The sequence below is a fragment of the Ramlibacter paludis genome, assembly GCF_022012305.1.
Lineage (GTDB): Bacteria > Pseudomonadota > Gammaproteobacteria > Burkholderiales > Burkholderiaceae_C > Ramlibacter > Ramlibacter paludis.
Genome location: NZ_JAKLTM010000003.1, coordinates 622,139 through 640,573, shown reverse-complemented (window position 1 = coordinate 640,573; position 18,435 = coordinate 622,139). Strand labels below are relative to the sequence as shown.

Here is an 18,435-nt window from a genome sequence, read left to right as displayed (position 1 = left end):
GGAATCCCGTAGCAGCGCACTTCACGCGACCGGCGTAGACTGGCCCGCGGCACAGGAGACAGTGCCGCCAGGAGGCCCATGCAGCCGACGAACATTGCCGACCCCGCGTATTTCCACAAGGTCGTGGATTGCCAGTGGGCCTGCCCCGCGCACACGCCGGTTCCCGAATACATCCGCCTGATCGCCCAGGGCCGCTACGGCGACGCCTACATGGTGAACTGGGTGTCCAACGTCTTCCCCGGCATCCTCGGGCGAACGTGCGACCGGCCTTGCGAGCCGGCCTGCCGCCGCGGCCGCGTCGAGGAGAACAACGCCGGCGATCCGGAACCGGTGGCGATCTGCCGGCTCAAGCGCGTGGCCGCCGACATGAAGGACGACGTGCGGCATCGCATGCCGGCGCGCGTTGCCTCCAACGGCAAGCGCATCGCCTGCGTGGGTGGCGGCCCGGCCTCGCTGACCGTCGCGCGCGACTTGGCGCCGCTGGGCTACGAAGTCACGGTGTTCGAGGGCGAAGCCAAGCCGGGCGGCTTCATGCGCACGCAGGTGCCGCGCTTCCGGCTGCCGGAAGAAGTGATCGACGAGGAGTGCGGCTACATCCTCGACCTCGGCGTGGAGTTCGTCGCCGGCCGCCGCATAGACTCGATGAAGGCGCTGCTGGCCGAGGGCTACGACGCGGTCTTCGTCGGCTGCGGCGCGCCGCGCGGGCGCGACCTCGAGCTGCCCGGAAGGCAGGAGGCTGCCGGGCAGATCCACATCGGCATCGACTGGCTCGCCTCGGTGTCCTTCGGCCACGTCACGCAGATCGGCAAGCGCGTGATCGTGCTCGGGGGCGGCAACACCGCGATGGACTGCTGCCGCTCGGCCCGCCGCCTGGGCGGCACCGACGTCAAGGTGATCGTGCGCAGCGGCTTCGAGGAGATGAAGGCCTCGCCCTGGGAGAAGGAAGATGCGATGCACGAAGGCATCCCCATCCTCAACTACCACGTGCCCAAGGCCTTCCTCCACGAGAACGGACGGCTGGTGGGCATGGCTTTCGAGCTGGTGCGCGCCGAGTACGACGCGCAGGGCAAGCGCCAGCTGGTGCCCACCGGCGAGCCGGATGCGGTCTTCGAATGCGACGAGGTGCTGGTCGCGGTGGGGCAGGAGAACTCCTTCCCCTGGATAGAACGCGACTGCGGCATCGCCTTCGACAAGTGGGGCCTGCCGCAGCTGCAGCCCGGCACCTTCCGTTCCACCGTGCCCAATGTCTTCTTCGGCGGCGACGCCGCGCTGGGGCCCAAGAACATCATCACCGCTGTGGCGCACGGCCACGAGGCGGCGATCTCGATCGACCAGCTGCTGCGCGGCGCCAGTCCCACCGAGCGCCCGCCACCCACCGTGAACCTGATGTCGCAGAAGATGGGCATCCACGAGTGGAGCTACGACAATTCGACCTCGCTCGACGCCCGCTTCAAGGTGCCCTGGGCCAAGGCGGAAATGGCGCTGGCCAGCATCAAGGTGGAGGTGGAACTGGGTTTCGATGCCGCCACCGCTTTCCGCGAAGCGCAGCGCTGCCTGAACTGCGACGTGCAGACGGTGTTCAACGCCGGCACCTGCATCGAGTGCGACGCCTGCGTCGACATCTGCCCGATGGACTGCATCTCCTTCACCGGCAACGCCGAGGAGCCTGAACTGCGCACGCAGCTGAAGGCCCCGGCGCTCAACCTGCTGCAGGCGCTGTACGTGTCGGACGAACTGAAGACGGGGCGCGTGATGGTCAAGGACGAAGACGTCTGCCTGCACTGCGGCCTGTGCGCCGAGCGCTGCCCCACCGGCGCCTGGGACATGCAGAAGTTCCTGTTCCAGTCGGCGGTGGCGGGGATGGCCAAGCGGACGCCGGCCCGGCAGGAGGCAGTCGCATGAACCGGATCGAAGCGGTCAACGATTTCGTCGTCAAGTTCGCCAACGTCAACGGGTCCGGTTCGGCGTCCGCCAATGAACTGTTCGCCAAGGCGATCCTGCGCATGGGCGTGCCGGTCAGCCCGCGCAACATCTTTCCCAGCAACATCCAGGGCCTGCCGACCTGGTACGAGGTGCGCGTGAGCGAGCAGGGCTGGCTGGGGCGGCGCGGCGGCGTCGACATGATGGTGGCGATGAACCCGCAGACCTGGGACGCCGACGTGGCGGAGCTGTCGCCGGGCGGCTACCTCTTCTACGACAACACGCGGCCGCTGCCGCCGGACCGGTTCCGCCCCGACATCCACGTGATCGGCATGCCGCTCACCGAGATCTGCAACGCGGTCTACGCCGATCCCCGCCAGCGCCAGCTGTTCAAGAACATCGTTTACGTGGGCGCGCTGTCGGTGCTGCTCGGGATCGATCCTGCGGTGATCGAGAAGCTGTTCGGCGAGCAGTACAAGGGCAAGGAAAAGCTGCTCGCTTCCAACGTGCAGGCGCTGCAGCTCGGGCGCGAGTTCGCGCAGGAGCACCTGGCGCCCATCGGCCTGCGCGTGCAGCGGGCCGACCGCGTGGGCGACCAGATCTTCGTCGACGGCAACAGCGCCGCGGCGCTGGGTTGCGTCTACGGCGGCGCGACGGTGGCGGCCTGGTACCCGATCACGCCTTCATCCTCCGTGGCGGAAGCCTTCCAGCGCTATTGCGGCCGCTACCGCGTGGACACGGAGAGCGGCCAGAACCGCTATGCCATCGTCCAGGCCGAAGACGAGATCGCCTCCATCGGCATGGTCGTCGGGGCCGGGTGGAACGGCGCGCGCGCCTTCACCGCCACCTCCGGGCCCGGCGTGTCGCTGATGACCGAGTTCATCGGCTTGGCGTACTTCGCCGAGATCCCGATCACCATCATCAACGTGCAGCGCGGCGGCCCGTCCACCGGGATGCCCACGCGCACGCAGCAGGCCGACATCCTCGCCTGCGCCTATGCCTCGCACGGCGACACCAAGCACGTGCTGCTGTTCCCGGAAGATCCGCACGAGTGCTTCGAGCAGGCGGCGCTGGCGCTGGACCTGGCCGACCGCCTGCAGACGCCCGTGTTCCTGATGACCGACCTGGACATCGGGATGAACCAGCGGCTTTGCCGTCCCTTCCAATGGAAGGAAGGCGCCTACGACCGCGGCAAGGTGATGAGCGCCGCGGAGCTGGAGGCCGGACGCGACTTCGGGCGCTACAAGGACGTCGACGGCGACGGCGTGCCCTGGCGCACGCTGCCCGGCACGCATCCCACCAAGGGCTCCTACTTCACCCGCGGCACGACGCGCGACCCGTATGCGCGCTACTCCGAGCGGGGGCCGGACTACGTCTACAACATGGAGCGGCTGCTGCGCAAGTTCGCGACCGCGGCGACCCTGGTGCCGAAGCCGGTGCTGAAACGCGCGGACCGGGAAACGCCGCTCGGCGTGCTGTATTTCGGTTCGACCAGTCCCGCCATGCAGGAAGCGCTGGAGGTGCTGGCCGCCGAAGGCATCGCGCTCGACGCGCTGCGCGTGCGCGCCTTCCCCTTCAACGACGATGTCGTCGACTTCATCGCCCGCCACGAGCACGTGTTCGTCGTCGAGCAGAACCGCGACGCCCAGATGCGCACGCTGCTCATGACCGAACTGGACATCGCGCCGCAGCGGCTGGTGAAGGTGCTGCACTACGACGGCACGCCGATCACCGCGCGCTTCATCACCGGCGCCATCACCGCGCACATGCAGGCACACAGGGAGACCGCGGCATGACCTATATCGCCAAGCCGCCGCTGCGGCATCCGACGCTGGAGCGCAACAAGGTCGGCTACACGCGGCGCGACTACGAAGGCAAGATCTCCACGCTTTGCGCCGGCTGCGGCCACGATTCGATCTCCGCCGCGATCATCCAGGCCTGCTGGGAGCTGGACATCGAGCCGCACCGCGTGGCCAAGTTGAGCGGCATAGGCTGCAGCTCGAAGACGCCGGACTACTTCCTCGGCGCCTCGCACGGCTTCAATACCGTGCACGGCCGCATGCCCTCGGTGCTGACCGGCGCCAACCTCGCCAACCGCGACCTGCTGTACCTGGGCGTCTCGGGCGATGGCGACTCGGCCTCGATCGGACTCGGCCAGTTCGCCCATGCGATGCGCCGGGGCGTGCGAATGGCCTACATCGTGGAGAACAACGGCGTCTATGGCCTCACCAAGGGCCAGTTCTCGGCCACCGCCGACAGCGGCAGCAAGAGCAAGAAGGGCGTGGTCAACAGCGACAGCCCGGTCGACCTCGTGGCGATGGCGCTGCAACTCGGTGCCACTTATGTCGGCCGCAGCTTCTCAGGCAACAAGGCCCAGCTGGTGCCGCTGATCAAGGGCGCGATGGCGCATGGCGGGGCGGCCTTCATCGACGTGATCAGTCCATGCGTCGCCTTCAACAACCACCCCGGCAGCACCAAGAGCTACGACTACGTGCGCGAGCACAACGAGGCCGTCAGCCGCATCGACTTCATCTCCTCGCGCGAGGAGATCACGGCCGAGATGGCGCCGGGCGAAGCGGTCGACGTGCGCCAGCACGACGGCAGCCTGCTGCGCCTGCGCAGCCTGCATGCCGACTACGACGCGACCGACCGTTTCGCCGCCATGGCTTTCATGCAGTCGCACCAGGCGCGCGGCGAGATCGTGACCGGGCTGCTTTACGTCGACCCGCTGGCGACGGACCTGCACACCGCGCTGAACACGACCGCTCGTCCGCTGAATGCCCTGGATGCGAATGAGCTCTGTCCAGGCGCGACCGCTTTGGCGAAAATCAATGCCGCACTCCGGTAGAGCGCGAAGGAGCCATCGATGGCCGAACGCACGGTGTTCCAGTCGCTTTCGCAGAAGCACGTGCTGAGCTGCGGCCCGCATGCCAGCGTCTGGGAAGCCGCATGCGCCATGACCCGCGCCAACTGCGGCAGCATTCTCGTGATGGAGCCGCCCGACAAGCTGCTGGGCATCCTGACGGAGCGCGACCTCATGACCCGCCTGGTGGCGCGCGCGCTCGACCCGAAGAAGACGCCGGCCAGCGAGGTGATGACCACGCACCCGGTCTGCGTGGCGCCCGAGACCAAGGTGTCGGATGCCGTGCTCATCATGCTGGAACGCGGTTTCCGCCACCTGCCGATCGTGAGTCCGGACCGGAAGATCCTGGGCGTGTTCTCCGTGCGCGACGCCTTGCCGCGCGAGATCGGCACGGCCCTGAGCCAAGCCGAATTCAACGAGCAGGTGAACGACGCGCTAGGTTGAGCGCTTCGCCCGCGCGCGCGCCAGTGCCGCTTCGATGACCGAACGCTTGCGGTCCAGGTCCTCGCCCTTCGTCTGGGCTGCCAGGTCGGCGAGCTTCGCCTGCGCCTTGGCCTCGAGCCGCTGCGCGTTCTCGCCCTCGGCGCGGCGGTAGCGGAACAGGTGGAACTCGTAGCGCTGCAGGGCGCGCTCTGCGTCGGCTTCCGACCAGGCGTCCCAGCCGGTGCGCTCGCCGCTGGCGTTGATCAGCGAAATGCAATCCACGGGACACACCGGCACGCACAGTTCGCAACCGGTGCAGTGCTCCTCGATCACCGTGTGCATGCGCTTGTTGCCGCCGAGGATCGCATCCGTGGGGCAGGCGTCGAGGCAGAGCGTGCAGCCGATGCACCAGCCCTCGTCGATCACGGCCAGCGTGCGCGGGCCTTCGACGCCGTTGGCGGGATTCAGGGGCAGGGCGGGGCGGCCCGTCAGCGCGGAGAGGCGCGCGACGCCTTCCTGGCCGCCGGGCGGGCATTGGTTGATCTCCGCGGCGCCCTCGGCCATGGCGGCGGCGTAGCCGGCGCAATCGGGATAGCCGCAGCGCGTGCACTGCGTCTGCGGCAGGGCGGCGTGCAGGCGCGCCGCCAGTGCATTCATTTCGCGGTGGTGCGCGCCGTCTTCGCGGACTTGCGCGCCGCGGCCTGCCTGGCCGGAGCGCGGCTCGCGCCGCGGGCGGCGGGCACCACGTTGAACTGCTGGATGAAGTCGCGCACCTGCGGATAGACCACGTCGCGCCAGCGGCGGCCGCTGAAGATGCCGTAGTGGCCCGCGCCCTTCACCTCCAGGTGCTTCTGGCGCGCCTTCGGCACGTTGTAGCAGAGCGCGTGGGCGGCTTCGGTCTGGCCGCTGCCGGAGATGTCGTCCAGTTCGCCTTCGATGGTGAAGTGCGCCGTGGTCTTGATGTCCTCGGGCCGCACCAGTTCGAGCTCGCCTTCCGGGTTTCGGACTTCCCAGGTGCCGTTGACCAGCTTGAACTCCTGGAACACCGTCTCGATGGTCTCGAGGTAGTAGTCCGCATCCATGTCCAGCACCGCGTTGTACTCGTCGTAGAACTGGCGGTGCGCCTCGGCGCTGGCGTCGTCGCCGGCGATCAGGTGCTTGAAGTAGTCGTAGTGGCTGGAGAGGTGGCGGTCGGGGTTCATCGCCACGAAGCCGGAGTGCTGCAGGAAGCCGGGATACACGCGGCGCCCGGCGCCCGGGAAGTTGGTCGGCACGCGGTAGATGACGTTGTTCTCGAACCAGTCGTGGCTCTTGTTCATCGCCAGGTTGTTGACGGCCGTCGGCGACTTGCGCGCGTCGATCGGGCCACCCATCATGGTCATCGTCAGGGGCGTGGTCTCGCCGCGCGAGGCCATCAGCGACACCGCGGCCAGCACCGGCACGGTGGGCTGGCAGACGCTGATCACGTGGCAGTTGCCGTAGTGGCCCTGCAGGTGGCGGATGAATTCCTGGACATAGTTGACGTAGTCGTCCAGGTGGAAGGCGCCGTCTTCCAGCGGCACCATGCGGGCGTTCTTCCAGTCGGTGATGTAGACCTTGTGGTCGCGCAGCAGCGAGCGCACGGTGTCGCGCAGCAGCGTGGCGTAGTGGCCGGACAAGGGCGCGACGACCAGCACGGCGGGCTGGCCCTTGAGCTTGTCGAGCGTGGCGGAGTCGTCCGTGAAGCGCTTGAAGCGGCGCAGTTCGCAGAAGGGCTTGTCGATCGCGACCGATTCGTAGATGACGACGTCGGTGCCGTCGACGTCGACGGTCTTGATGTCGAAGGACGGCTTCTCGTAGTCTTTGCCCAGGCGATACAGCAGGTCGTAGCCGGCCGAAATGCGCTGGGCGAACGGGTTCTGGCCGAAAGGCGAGAGCGGGTTGCTGTAAAGCTTGGACGCAGCCTGCGCGAAATCGGCAAACGGTTCCATGAGGGACCGCTGCGCTTCGTAGATCTGGTAGAGCATTCTGCGTTGGGTAGGTGTTGTTGCAGTGCAATATACCAGTGGAAGCGCAAGCGTGGTCAGGTGAAACTACGGATGGGTTGGGAACTCTAGAGCTTGGAATGTCTCGGATGGGACAGCACAACGACAAGGCTGACATGAAGAGAAGAAACTGGATCGCCGGGGCCGCAGCCCTGGCGGGTTCGTCGCTGCTGGGCACGCTGCAGGCGGCGACCTCCGCCGCGGAAAAATTGCGCGCCAGCCCGAGGCTGCCGGTGCTGTTCCTGGGCCACGGCAGCCCGATGAACGCGATCACCGAGAACGAGTTCCGCCGCAGCTGGCAGGCGCTGGGCACGGAATTCGGCAAGACCTACCCCAAGCCGCAATTGATCCTGTGCATCTCGGCGCACTGGATCACGCCTGGCTTCCGCCTGACGGCAATGGCCCAGCCGCGCACGATTCACGATTTCGGCGGATTTCCGCAGGAGCTGTTCGACCAGGAGTACCCGGCGCCCGGCGCGCCCGCCGTCGCGCGTGAAATCGCCGGCGGCCTGGGCGCGGGCCTGGACGACCACGAATGGGGCTACGACCACGGGACCTGGTCGGTGCTGAAGCCGATGTTCCCCCAAGCCGACATCCCGGTCGTGCAATTGAGCATCGACTATTCGCAAACCCCGCAGGCGCACTACGCACTGGGCCGGCAGTTGCGGGCGCTGCGCGAGCGCGGCGTGCTGGTGGTGGGCAGCGGCAACATCGTGCACAACCTGCGTGCGAGCAAGCGCGGGGCGAGCGCGATGCAGGCGTATGACTGGGCGTACGAGTTCGATCGGAAGACGGCGGCGTTGATCGAGAAGGGCGCGTTGAAGGAGCTGGCGGAGTTCCAGAAGCTCGGGGCGTTGGCGGAAGCTGCGCATCCCACGTACGACCACTTCCTGCCGCTGCTGACGGCGGCCGGGGCGGCGGAGCCGCGCGACAAGGTGCGCTTCTTCAACGACCGTTATCAGTCCATGTCGATGGCGATGCGGTCGGTGGTCTGGTCTTGAGCTTGTCATCCCGGGCTTGACCCGGGATCCAGCTCCGCACTCGATCGACCGCCGTCGCTGGATTGCGGGTCAGGCCCGCAATGACAAGGCGGCCGGTTGTGCTTACTGCATCACCTTGGCGATGGCGCCGGCAACGTAGTCGATGTTCTTCGTGTTCAGCGCCGCCACGCAGATCCGGCCGCTGTCGATGCCGTACACGCCGAACTCGTCGCGCAGGCGCACCATCTGGTCCTTGCTCAGGCCGGAATAGCTGAACATGCCGACCTGCTGCGCGATGAAGCCCATGTCCTGCTTCACGCCGGCGGCCTTGAGCTTCTCGACCAGCGAGACGCGCATTTCCTTGATGCGCACGCGCATCGCAGCCAGTTCCTTCTCCCACAGCGCGCGCAGTTCGGGCGTGTTGAGGATGGTCGCTGCGATCTGGCCGCCGTGGATCTGCGGGCTGCTGTAGTTGGTGCGGATCACGATCTTCAGCTGCGACAGCACCCGCGCGCATTCTTCCTTGTCCTGGCACAGCACCGAGAGGGCGCCCACGCGCTCGCCGTACAGGCTCAGGCTCTTGGAGAAGGAGGTCGACACGAAGAAGTTCTCGCCGGAGGCGATGAACTTCTGCACCGCCACGCCGTCTTCGGCGATGCCCTGGCCGAAGCCCTGGTACGCCATGTCGAGGAAGGCGACCAGCTTGCGCGCCTTGACCGCGGCGACCACCTGGTCCCACTGGGCGGGCGTCAGGTCGTAGCCGGTGGGGTTGTGGCAGCAGGCGTGCAACACGACGATGGTGCCGGCGGCCGCGGTGTTCAGCGCGGTCAGCATGCCGTCGAAGTTGATGCCGCGCTTGGCCGCGTCGTAGTAGGGATAGGTTTCGACCGGGAAGCCGGCCTGGGTGAACAGGGCGCGGTGGTTCTCCCAGCTCGGGTCGCTGATCAGGACCTTGGCCGCGGGGTTGAGCTTCTTCAGGAAGTCCGCGCCGACCTTCAGCGCGCCGGTGCCGCCCAGGCCTTGCACGGTGGCGACGCGGCCGCTCTTGACCGCCTCGCTTTCGGCCCCAAATACCAGGCTCTTGACGGCCGCGTCGTACGCCGCGATGCCGTCGATGGGCAGGTAGCCGCGCGCCGCATGGGCCGCCATCATCTTCTCTTCCGCCTTCTGCACGCACTCCAGCAACGGCAGCTTGCCGTTGTCGTCGTAATAGACGCCCACGCCCAGGTTCACCTTCTTGGAGTTGGTGTCGGCGACGTATTGCTCGGTCAGGCCCAGGATCGGGTCGCGGGGCGCCATTTCGACGGCGGTGAAGAGAGACATGGGGTTCCTAGTGGACGGTGGCAAGAACGCCCGGCCTGTCGTAAGCTGGCCGGCTGCCCGCAATTTTAATGGCTAGCCCTAGAGACTTACCCGCATGAGTGCAATTCCCAAGGCCGCCGAGGCCAAAAAGGACCAGAAGACGGACGAGAAGGCGGCCGAGAAGGCGGGCGAATTCGTCACCTTTCCGGGCTCCCCCTTCGAGCTCTACATGCCTTATCCGCCGGCGGGCGACCAGCCGCAGGCGATCGACAAGCTGGTGGAAGGCGTGCAGGACGGCGAGGTGTTCCAGACCCTGCTGGGCGTCACCGGCTCCGGCAAGACCTTCACCATGGCCAACGTGATCGCGCGGCTCGGGCGGCCGGCGATCGTGTTCGCGCCCAACAAGACGCTGGCGGCGCAGCTGTATTCGGAGTTCCGCGAGTTCTTCCCGAAGAACGCCGTGGAGTACTTCGTCAGCTACTACGACTACTACCAGCCCGAAGCCTACGTGCCGCAGCGCGACCTGTTCATCGAGAAGGACAGCTCGATCAACGAGCACATCGAGCAGATGCGCCTGTCAGCCACCAAGAGCGTGCTGGAGCGGCGCGACGTGGTGATCGTGGCGACGGTGTCGGCGATCTACGGCATCGGCGCCCCCGAGGACTACACGCAGATGCGCTTCATCGTCCGCGTGGGCGACAAGATCGGCCAGCGCGACGTGATCGGCCAGCTGATTCGCATGCAGTACCAGCGCAACGAGAACGACTTCTCGCGCGGCACGTTCCGCGTGCGCGGCGACACCATCGACATCTTCCCGGCCGAACACTCCGAGCTGGCGATCCGGCTCGAGCTCTTCGACGACGAAGTCGAGTCGCTGCAGCTGTTCGATCCGCTCACCGGCCGCATCCGCCAGAAGGTGCCGCGCTTCACGGTCTACCCGTCCAGCCACTACGTGACGCCGCGCGAGAAGGTGATGTCGGCGGTGGAGTCGATCAAGCTGGAGCTGGCCGATCGGCTGAAGCAGTTCGTCGCCGACGGCAAGCTGGTGGAGGCGCAGCGCCTGGAGCAGCGCACCCGTTTCGACCTGGAAATGCTCGCCGAGCTGGGCCACTGCAAGGGCATCGAGAACTACACGCGCCATCTCTCGGGCGCGCCGCCCGGGGCGCCGCCTTCCACGCTGACGGATTACCTGCCCAAGGACTCGCTGATGTTCCTGGACGAGAGCCACCAGATGATGGGCCAGCTGGGCGGCATGTACAACGGCGACCGCGCGCGCAAGACGGTGCTGGTGGAATACGGCTTCCGCCTGCCTTCGGCGCTGGACAACCGGCCGCTGCGGCTGGAGGAGTTCGAGACCCGCATGCGGCAGGTGATCTTCGTCTCGGCCACGCCGGCCGATTACGAGAAGACCCATGCCGGCGACGCGGTGGTGGAGCAGCTGGTGCGCCCCACCGGCCTGATCGATCCCGAGGTGGAGGTGCGGCCGGCCACCCACCAGGTCGACGACGTGCTGCAGGAGATCCGCATCCGCGTGGAGAAGAACGAGCGCGTGCTGATCACCACCCTGACCAAGCGGATGGCGGAACAGCTGACCGATTACCTGGCCGACAATGGCGTCAAGGTGCGCTACCTGCACAGCGACGTGGACACCGTGGAGCGGGTGGAGATCATCCGCGACCTGCGCCTGGGCCAATTCGACGTGCTGGTGGGCATCAACCTGCTGCGCGAGGGCCTGGACATCCCCGAGGTCTCTCTGGTGGCCATCCTGGACGCCGACAAGGAAGGCTTCCTGCGCGCCGAGCGCTCGCTGATCCAGACCATAGGCCGCGCGGCGCGCAACCTGAACGGCCGCGCCATCCTCTACGCCGACCGCATGACCGACTCGATGAAGAAGGCCATCGGCGAGACCGAGCGCCGGCGCGAGAAGCAGGTCGCCCACAACCTGGCGCACGGCATCACGCCGCGCAGCATCAAGAAGGAAGTGCGCGACCTGATCGACGGCGTCTACAGCGAGAAGGCCAGCAAGGAGCAGGAGAAGCAGGAGCTGCAGCGCGCGATGGTGGAGGACATGTCCGAGAAGGACATCTCCAAGGAAATCAAGCGGCTGGAAAAGCAGATGCTGGAACATGCGCGCAACCTCGAATTCGAGAAGGCGGCGCGGGTGCGCGACCAGCTGGCGCTGCTGAAGGAGCAGGCCTTCGGCGCGGCGCCGCACGACAGCATCGTGGTGCCCGAGGGAGGCAAGAAGAAGGCCTGAGCGCTGCTATGATCCGCGCGCTATGAAGTCCTCAAGCGGCGCGCATTACGCCGCTCTCGATCATGTGCGCGCGGTGGCGGTCTTCATCGTCATCGCCTGGCACTTCTTCCACGGATTCGCGGGCGGGCCGGTCCCCATGCGGGGCGCGCCCAACTTCTTCCCTCTTGCGCTGCTCGACGAAGGGCACACGGGCGTCGCCCTGTTCATGACCCTGAGCGGCTACCTGTTTGCCAAGCTCATAGGCACGCGCCGGATCGACTACGGCGCCTTCCTGCTGAATCGCGCGCTGCGCCTGCTGCCGCTGCTGCTGCTGGTCCTGGCCATCGTGGGCGCGATGTGGGTGCACGCGGGGGCGATCACCGTCGGCGAGTACCTCAAGGCGATGGGGCGCGGAACGTATTGGCCGGTGTTGCCCAACGGGGCCTGGTCGATCACGGTCGAGGCGCATTTCTACCTGATCCTGCCCTTGCTGCTGCTGGCCGCGCGCCGCTCGCCGGCGTGGCTCCTGGGCCTGGTCGCCGCCGCGGTCCTGCTGCGCGCCGTGCTGTGGTGGCGCCTCGGCCAGGTCCAGGGTCCCGCGTACTGGAGCCTGGTGGGGCGGTTCGACCAGTTCGCGCTGGGGATGTTCTTCTTCCATGCGCGCCGCATCTTCACCGGCCGGCACGTGGTCGCCGCGGGCGTCTTCCTCCTGTTCAGCGCGATGTACTGGCTGTTCGACTTGCGCGGCGGGTTCGACAACCTGCCGGTCTATCCCTCGCCGAGCCCCTTCTGGATCGTCCTGCCGACCCTCGAGGGCGCCGCCTACGGCTTGCTCATCGCCTGGTACGAAAGCTCGTTCACGCCGGGAGCAGGGTGGTTCTCGCGCACCCTGGCGCGCTTCGGCGAACTTTCCTACTCGATCTACCTGCTGCACTTCTTCTTCGTGTTCGAGGCGACCAGGTACGTGCACACGCATGTCATGGCGATTTCGAACATCTACCTGGCGCTGGCCTGGACGGTGCTCTTCTACGCTTTCATGTTCGTACCGGCCTGGCTCAGCTACACGTTCGTCGAGTCCCCTTTCCTCCGGCTGCGCCGCCCATACATCAAGGAAGGGCCGGCCGTTGCGCCGTCCGGTGGGCAGGTCCTCACGGGCTGAGCGAAGCCAGACCTGACGGTTGCCTTGCTGCACCGCAGAAAGCCCGGAGTACCCGAGCTCGGAGCTGGGTTTTCGGGTATACTTGACGGAAACAGTCAGGAACCCAAGAAAACGACGAACTGAGCCGGCCGCGAGTGCCGGCAGAGGGCCGGCGGAACAAGCCGGAACATGGGTGGAGACGGCCTCGGCAGCGGGCGTTGCCGGGGTATGGAAGCCAAGCCAGCAAAAGGAGCTGACGATGCGTCTCACTACCAAAGGCCGCTTTGCGGTCACCGCAATGATCGACCTGGCCCTGCGCCAGAACAACGGGCCGGTCACGCTCGCGGCCATCAGCCAGCGCCAGCAGATCTCGCTGTCCTACCTGGAGCAGCTGTTCGGCAAGCTGCGCCGCCATGAACTCGTGGAGTCCACGCGGGGCCCGGGCGGCGGCTACACGCTGGGCCGCAAGGCCACCGAAATCACCGTCGCCGACATCATCGTGTCGGTCGACGAGCCAATCGATGCCACCCAGTGCGGCGGCAAGGAAAACTGCCAGGGCGATGGCGGCCGCTGCATGACGCACGAGCTGTGGGCCGCGCTGAACCAGCGCATGGTGGAATTCCTGGACTCCATCACGCTGCAGAAGCTGGTGGACGACCAGCTCGCCAAGGGCATCCAGATCGAGGACAAGCCGGCCACCAAGCGGGCCATCTCGAGCCAGCCCGTGGTCAAGCCGATCCGCGTGAACGCGCCGAACTCGGTGTTCGCGCTCGGCAATTCCTTCGCCAAGCAGTAAGAGCAACCCGCCAGCCAAGAAGAGCCAGCAAATGGACATGACGCCTCATTTCCCGATCTACATGGACTACGGCGCGACGACGCCGGTCGACCCGCGCGTGGTCGACGCCATGATCCCCTGGCTGCGCGAGCACTTCGGCAACCCGGCTTCGCGCAGCCACGCGTGGGGCTGGGAAGCGGAAGAAGCGGTCGAGAAGGCGCGCGGCTACGTCGCCGACCTGATAGCCGCCGACCCGCGCGAGATCGTCTGGACCTCCGGCGCCACCGAGTCGAACAACCTGGCGATCAAGGGCGCGGCGCACTTCTACCAGTCGCGCGGCAAGCACCTGATCACGGTGAAGACCGAGCACAAGGCGGTGCTGGACACCATGCGCGAGCTGGAGCGCCAGGGCTTCGAGGTGACCTACCTCGAGGTGCAGGAAGACGGCATGCTGGACCTGGAGGCGTTCAAGGCGGCGATCCGCCCGGACACCATCCTGGCCTCGGTCATGTTCGTCAACAACGAGATCGGCGTCATCCAGGACATCATGGCCATCGGCAACATCTGCCGCGAGAAGAACGTGATCTTCCACGTCGACGCCGCCCAGGCCACCGGCAAGGTCGAGATCGACATGAAGAAGCTGCCGGTCGACCTGATGAGCCTGGCCTCGCACAAGACCTACGGCCCCAAGGGCATCGGCGCCCTCTACGTGCGCCGCAAGCCCCGCATCCGCCTGGAAGCGCAGATGCACGGCGGCGGCCACGAGCGCGGCATGCGCTCGGGCACCTTGCCCACGCACCAGATCGTCGGCATGGGCGAGGCCTTCCGCATCGCGAAGGAAGAGATGCACAAGGACGCCGAGCACGCCCGCAAGCTGCAGCAGCGCCTGCTGGACGGCCTGAAGGACATCGAGCAGGTGTTCGTCAACGGCAACCTCGAGCACCGCGTGCCGCAGAACCTGAACATCAGCTTCAACTTCGTCGAAGGCGAGTCGCTGATCATGGGCATCAAGGGCCTGGCCGTGTCGTCGGGCTCGGCCTGCACCTCGGCCTCGCTGGAACCCAGCTACGTGCTGCGCGCCCTGGGCCGCAGCGACGAGCTTGCCCACAGCAGCCTGCGCATGACCATCGGCCGCTTCACCACCGAGGAAGAGATCGACTACGCGATCGCCACCATCAAGCAGAACGTGGCGAAGCTGCGCGAGCTGAGCCCGCTCTGGGAGATGTACCAGGACGGCATCGACATCAGCACCATCCAGTGGACCGCCCACTGAAGAAACGAATCACGGAGTACCACCATGGCCTATTCGCAAAAAGTCGTCGAGCACTATGAAAATCCCCGCAACGTCGGTTCCTTCGAAAAGGGCGACGAGAGCGTGGGCACCGGCATGGTCGGCGCGCCCGCCTGCGGCGACGTGATGAAGCTGCAGATCAAGGTCAACCCGCAGACGGGCGTGATCGAGGACGCGCGCTTCAAGACCTACGGCTGCGGCTCCGCCATCGCCTCCAGCTCGCTCGTGACCGAGTGGGTCAAGGGCAAGACGCTCGACCAGGCGGCCTCGATCAAGAACAGCCAGATCGCCGAGGAGCTCGCGCTGCCGCCGGTGAAGATCCACTGCTCGATCCTGGCCGAGGACGCCATCAAGGCGGCCGTCGAGGACTACAAGAAGAAACACGCGAACTGAGTGCCGTGGCTGTATCCCTGACCGAAGCCGCGGCGCGGCACGTGACGCGTTACCTTGCCAAGCGGGGCAAGGGCGTGGGCGTGCGCCTGGGCGTGAAGACCACCGGCTGCTCCGGCCTGGCCTACAAGCTGGAGTACGTCGACGAAGTGGCGGCGGAAGACATCGTGTTCGAGAACCACGGCGTCAAGCTGCTGATCGACCCGAAGAGCCTGGCGTACATCGACGGCACGGAGCTGGACTTCGTGCGCGAGGGCCTCAATGAAGGCTTCAAGTTCAACAACCCGAACGAGCGGGACCGCTGCGGCTGCGGAGAATCCTTCCGCGTCTAGCCCGGTGAACCTGCAAGCCACCGACTTCGAGCTCTTCGGCCTGCCGCAGCAATTCGCGCAGGACCGGGCCGTCATCGACGCGCACTGGAAGCAGCTGCAGCGCGAAGCCCACCCCGACAAGTTCGCCGCGCAGGGCGCGTCGGCGCAGCGGGTGGCACTGCAATGGTCGGTGCGCATCAACGAGGCCTACCAGCGCCTGAAGGACCCCCTCAAGCGCGCGGCCTACCTTTGCGAGCTGCTCGGGGCGCCGATCGACGCCCACCACAACACCGCCATGCCGGCCGAGTTCCTGCACCAGCAGATGGAGCTGCGGGAATCGCTGGAAGAGGCGCAAGGCGAGGAAGAGCTCGAGGCGCTGGCGGACGAACTGGCCAGCGGCCGCCAGGGCGTGCTGGATTGCATCGCGCAGCTGCTGGACGTCGACCACGATGCCGCCGCGGCGGCCCAGCAGGTCAGAGCCCTCATGTTCCTTGAGCGCTTTGGCGCGGACGTGGAGAACCGGCTCGCGCAACTGGGACAATAGCGGGCTGACCATGTCCCTGCTCCAGATCTCCGAACCGGGCGCCTCGCCCGACCCGCACCAGCGCCGCATCGCCGTCGGCATCGACCTCGGCACCACGCATTCGCTGGTCGCTTCCGTGCGCAACGGCGTCGCCGAATGCCTGCCCGACGACCAGGGCCGCGTGCTCCTGCCTTCCGTGGTGCGCTACCTGCCCGAGGATCGCCGCCAGATCGGCGACGCCGCGCAGGCCGCGCAGGCCGAGGACCCCGAAAACACCATCGCTTCGGTCAAGCGCTTCATGGGCCGCGGCCTGGCGGACATCGCCAACCGCGAGAAGCTGCCGTACCGCTTCATCGACGAGCCCGGCATGGTGATGCTGGAGACGCGCGCGGGCCGCAAGTCGCCGGTGGAAGTCAGCGCCGAGATCCTCGCCACGCTGCGCTTCCGGGCGGAAGACACCTTCAACGACGACCTGTACGGCGCGGTGATCACCGTGCCGGCCTACTTCGACGAAGCGCAGCGCCAGGCGACCAAGGACGCCGCGCGGCTGGCCGGCCTGAACGTGCTGCGGCTGATCAACGAACCCACGGCGGCGGCGATCGCCTACGGGCTGGACAACGGCAGTGAAGGGCTCTACGCCGTCTACGACCTGGGCGGCGGCACCTTCGACATCTCCGTGCTGCGCCTCACGGCCGGCGTGTTCGAGGTGGTGTCCACCGGCGGCGACTCCGCGCTGGGCGGCGACGATTACGACCGCGCGCTGGCGGACGTGCTGCTGGCGCGCTCGGGCCTGCAGGCGAGCAGCGCTTCCGCCAAGGCCGCCATCAAGATGCTGGCGCGCTCGGTCAAGGAGCGGCTGTCCGATGTGGCCACCGTCACCGTGCCGGTGGCGCTCGAGGGCCGCAGCGTGGATGTCACCGTCACGCGCGCCGAATTCGATGCGGCGACGAAGGAGCTGACCGCGAAGACGCTGGTCGCCGTGCGCAAGGCCCTGCGCGACGCGAAACTGCAGCGGCACGAAGTGCAAGGCGTGGTGCTGGTGGGGGGCTCGACCCGCATGCCGCAGGTGCGCGTGGCCGTCGCCGAGTTCTTCGGCCGCGAACCGCTGACCAACCTGAATCCCGACGAGGTGGTGGCGCTGGGCGCCGCCATCCAGGCCAACCAGCTCGCGGGCAACAACCCGCAGGGCGACCTGCTGCTGCTGGACGTCATCCCGCTCTCGCTGGGCATAGAAACCATGGGCGGGCTGGTGGAGCGCATCGTGCCGCGCAACGAGACCATCCCCACCGCCAAGGCGCAGGACTTCACCACCTTCAAGGACGGCCAGACCGCGATGGCCATCCACGTGGTGCAGGGCGAGCGCGACCTGGTCGCCGACTGCCGCAGCCTGGCGCGCTTCGAGCTGCGCGGCATCCCGCCGATGGCCGCCGGCGCCGCGCGCATCCGCGTGACCTTCACCGTCGACGCCGACGGCCTGCTGAACGTGTCGGCGCGGGAGCAGGGCAGCGGCGTCGAGGCGCAGATCGCCGTCAAGCCCTCCTACGGGCTCTCGGACGACCAGATCGCCACCATGCTGCGCGAGAGCTTCACCACCGCCGAAGCGGACATGAAGGCGCGCGCGCTGACCACCGCGCGGGTGGATGCCGAGCGCATGCTGCTGGCGACGCAAAGCGCGCTGGATGCCGACGCCGACCTGCTGCGGCCGGACGAGCGCGAGGCCATCGAAACGCTGGTCGTCGCGCTGCGGCAGGTGGCGCAAACGAGCACCGATCCCGCGGCGGTCGAAGCCGCGGTGCAGGCGCTGGCGAAAGGCACCGAAGCCTTCGCGGCGCAACGGATGAACGAGGGCATCCGCAAGGCTCTTGCCGGCAAGAACGTAGAGGCCATCTGAATGCCCGTCATCAAGATCCTTCCCCATCCCGAGTACTGCCCCAACGGCGCGCAGATCGATGCGCCCGGCGGCACTTCCATTTGCGAGGCGCTGCTGGACAACGGCATCGAGATCGAGCACGCCTGCGACATGAGCTGCGCCTGCACCACTTGCCACGTGATCGTGCGCGAGGGCTTCAGCTCGCTCAACGAGATGGACGAGAGCGAGGAAGACCTGCTCGATCGCGCCTGGGGCCTGGAGCCGGACTCGCGCCTGTCGTGCCAGGCGATCGTGGCGCAGAAGGACCTGGTGGTCGAGATTCCGAAGTACTCGATCAACCACGCCAAAGAGAAGCATTGAACGAATGTCATCCCGGGTCAAGCCCGCAA

Annotated in this window: 17 protein-coding genes; 14 read left to right on the top strand and 3 right to left on the bottom strand. The window is 67.0% G+C overall.

Annotated elements, in window-relative coordinates; genetic code table 11:
* Window positions 1-78 precede the first annotated feature (78 nt).
* From LZ009_RS13385 to LZ009_RS13370, 4 genes are read left to right on the top strand one after another with little or no spacing between them, the layout of a single operon-like run.
* A complete protein-coding gene (locus tag LZ009_RS13385; RefSeq protein ID WP_275698429.1) occupies window positions 79-1,902 on the top strand; it encodes an FAD-dependent oxidoreductase in 1,824 nt (607 codons plus the stop codon).
* Window positions 1,899-3,716 carry a 2-oxoacid:acceptor oxidoreductase subunit alpha gene (locus LZ009_RS13380; RefSeq protein WP_275698428.1) on the top strand — a complete coding sequence of 606 codons (1,818 nt, stop codon included), beginning with the start codon at window positions 1,899-1,901 and terminating at the stop codon, window positions 3,714-3,716. The genes LZ009_RS13385 and LZ009_RS13380 overlap by 4 nt, the downstream gene beginning before the upstream one ends.
* Complete coding sequence (locus LZ009_RS13375; protein ID WP_275698427.1) at window positions 3,713-4,768, top strand: 2-oxoacid:ferredoxin oxidoreductase subunit beta; 1,056 nt, start codon at window positions 3,713-3,715, stop codon at window positions 4,766-4,768. Before LZ009_RS13380 ends, LZ009_RS13375 begins: the two co-directional genes overlap by 4 nt.
* 18 nt (window positions 4,769-4,786) lie before the next feature.
* Window positions 4,787-5,227, top strand: a complete 441-nt coding sequence (locus tag LZ009_RS13370; RefSeq protein WP_275698426.1) for a CBS domain-containing protein — start codon at window positions 4,787-4,789, stop codon at window positions 5,225-5,227.
* Here the strand turns inward: LZ009_RS13370 and rsxB are convergent.
* Together rsxB and LZ009_RS13360 are read right to left on the bottom strand one after the other, a co-directional pair.
* Window positions 5,219-5,863: an electron transport complex subunit RsxB gene (gene rsxB / locus LZ009_RS13365; RefSeq protein WP_275698425.1), complete on the bottom strand. Its 645-nt coding sequence runs from the start codon at window positions 5,861-5,863 to the stop codon at window positions 5,219-5,221. The two genes, LZ009_RS13370 and rsxB, sit on opposite strands and share 9 nt — an antisense overlap.
* A complete protein-coding gene (locus LZ009_RS13360) occupies window positions 5,860-7,212 on the bottom strand; it encodes a polyhydroxyalkanoate depolymerase (RefSeq protein WP_275698424.1) in 1,353 nt (450 codons plus the stop codon). Before LZ009_RS13360 ends, rsxB begins: the two co-directional genes overlap by 4 nt.
* A 134-nt stretch (window positions 7,213-7,346) precedes the next feature.
* Here LZ009_RS13360 and ygiD point away from each other — a divergent pair, with 134 nt between their 5' ends.
* A complete protein-coding gene (gene ygiD, locus LZ009_RS13355; RefSeq protein WP_275698423.1) occupies window positions 7,347-8,231 on the top strand; it encodes a 4,5-DOPA-extradiol-dioxygenase in 885 nt (294 codons plus the stop codon).
* A 102-nt stretch (window positions 8,232-8,333) separates the two neighbouring features.
* Here ygiD and LZ009_RS13350 read toward each other — a convergent pair whose 3' ends face one another.
* Window positions 8,334-9,533, bottom strand: a complete 1,200-nt coding sequence (locus LZ009_RS13350; protein WP_275698422.1) for an amino acid aminotransferase — start codon at window positions 9,531-9,533, stop codon at window positions 8,334-8,336.
* Between the two features lie 94 nt (window positions 9,534-9,627).
* Between LZ009_RS13350 and uvrB the strand changes: the two genes are divergently transcribed.
* The 9 genes from uvrB (at window position 9,628) to fdx (ending at window position 18,406) form a co-directional block, all read left to right on the top strand.
* Window positions 9,628-11,769: an excinuclease ABC subunit UvrB gene (gene uvrB, locus LZ009_RS13345; protein WP_283254255.1), complete on the top strand. Its 2,142-nt coding sequence runs from the start codon at window positions 9,628-9,630 to the stop codon at window positions 11,767-11,769.
* Window positions 11,770-11,791: 22 nt separating this feature from the next.
* Window positions 11,792-12,907, top strand: coding sequence for an acyltransferase family protein (locus LZ009_RS13340; RefSeq protein ID WP_275698421.1), 1,116 nt, complete (start codon window positions 11,792-11,794; stop codon window positions 12,905-12,907).
* 238 nt (window positions 12,908-13,145) lie between these two features.
* Window positions 13,146-13,682, top strand: coding sequence for a Fe-S cluster assembly transcriptional regulator IscR (iscR, locus tag LZ009_RS13335; protein WP_275698420.1), 537 nt, complete (start codon window positions 13,146-13,148; stop codon window positions 13,680-13,682).
* Between the two features lie 31 nt (window positions 13,683-13,713).
* Entirely contained in the window at window positions 13,714-14,934 is a 1,221-nt protein-coding gene (locus LZ009_RS13330) for an IscS subfamily cysteine desulfurase (RefSeq protein WP_275698419.1), read from the top strand.
* Between the two features lie 24 nt (window positions 14,935-14,958).
* Complete coding sequence (gene iscU / locus LZ009_RS13325) at window positions 14,959-15,345, top strand: Fe-S cluster assembly scaffold IscU (RefSeq protein ID WP_275698418.1); 387 nt, start codon at window positions 14,959-14,961, stop codon at window positions 15,343-15,345.
* 5 nt (window positions 15,346-15,350) lie between these two features.
* Window positions 15,351-15,674, top strand: a complete 324-nt coding sequence (gene iscA, locus LZ009_RS13320; protein WP_275698417.1) for an iron-sulfur cluster assembly protein IscA — start codon at window positions 15,351-15,353, stop codon at window positions 15,672-15,674.
* 4 nt (window positions 15,675-15,678) lie between these two features.
* On the top strand, window positions 15,679-16,197 hold the full coding sequence (hscB, locus tag LZ009_RS13315; protein ID WP_275698416.1) for a Fe-S protein assembly co-chaperone HscB: 519 nt from the start codon (window positions 15,679-15,681) through the stop codon (window positions 16,195-16,197).
* Window positions 16,198-16,207: 10 nt separating this feature from the next.
* The gene (gene hscA / locus LZ009_RS13310; RefSeq protein ID WP_275698415.1) at window positions 16,208-18,067 is read left to right on the top strand and encodes a Fe-S protein assembly chaperone HscA; all 1,860 of its coding nucleotides are present in this window, start codon (window positions 16,208-16,210) and stop codon (window positions 18,065-18,067) included.
* A complete protein-coding gene (gene fdx, locus LZ009_RS13305) occupies window positions 18,068-18,406 on the top strand; it encodes an ISC system 2Fe-2S type ferredoxin (protein WP_275698414.1) in 339 nt (112 codons plus the stop codon).
* Window positions 18,407-18,435 lie beyond the last annotated feature (29 nt).

Coding starts and splice junctions, on each gene's coding strand:
- LZ009_RS13385 (WP_275698429.1), top strand. CDS start 79: ATGCAGCCGACGAACATTGCCGACCCCGCGTATTTCCACAAGGTCGTG.
- LZ009_RS13380 (WP_275698428.1), top strand. CDS start 1,899: ATGAACCGGATCGAAGCGGTCAACGATTTCGTCGTCAAGTTCGCCAAC.
- LZ009_RS13375 (WP_275698427.1), top strand. CDS start 3,713: ATGACCTATATCGCCAAGCCGCCGCTGCGGCATCCGACGCTGGAGCGC.
- LZ009_RS13370 (WP_275698426.1), top strand. CDS start 4,787: ATGGCCGAACGCACGGTGTTCCAGTCGCTTTCGCAGAAGCACGTGCTG.
- rsxB (WP_275698425.1), bottom strand. CDS start 5,863: ATGAATGCACTGGCGGCGCGCCTGCACGCCGCCCTGCCGCAGACGCAG.
- LZ009_RS13360 (WP_275698424.1), bottom strand. CDS start 7,212: ATGCTCTACCAGATCTACGAAGCGCAGCGGTCCCTCATGGAACCGTTT.
- ygiD (WP_275698423.1), top strand. CDS start 7,347: ATGAAGAGAAGAAACTGGATCGCCGGGGCCGCAGCCCTGGCGGGTTCG.
- LZ009_RS13350 (WP_275698422.1), bottom strand. CDS start 9,533: ATGTCTCTCTTCACCGCCGTCGAAATGGCGCCCCGCGACCCGATCCTG.
- uvrB (WP_283254255.1), top strand. CDS start 9,628: ATGAGTGCAATTCCCAAGGCCGCCGAGGCCAAAAAGGACCAGAAGACG.
- LZ009_RS13340 (WP_275698421.1), top strand. CDS start 11,792: ATGAAGTCCTCAAGCGGCGCGCATTACGCCGCTCTCGATCATGTGCGC.
- iscR (WP_275698420.1), top strand. CDS start 13,146: ATGCGTCTCACTACCAAAGGCCGCTTTGCGGTCACCGCAATGATCGAC.
- LZ009_RS13330 (WP_275698419.1), top strand. CDS start 13,714: ATGGACATGACGCCTCATTTCCCGATCTACATGGACTACGGCGCGACG.
- iscU (WP_275698418.1), top strand. CDS start 14,959: ATGGCCTATTCGCAAAAAGTCGTCGAGCACTATGAAAATCCCCGCAAC.
- hscA (WP_275698415.1), top strand. CDS start 16,208: ATGTCCCTGCTCCAGATCTCCGAACCGGGCGCCTCGCCCGACCCGCAC.
- fdx (WP_275698414.1), top strand. CDS start 18,068: ATGCCCGTCATCAAGATCCTTCCCCATCCCGAGTACTGCCCCAACGGC.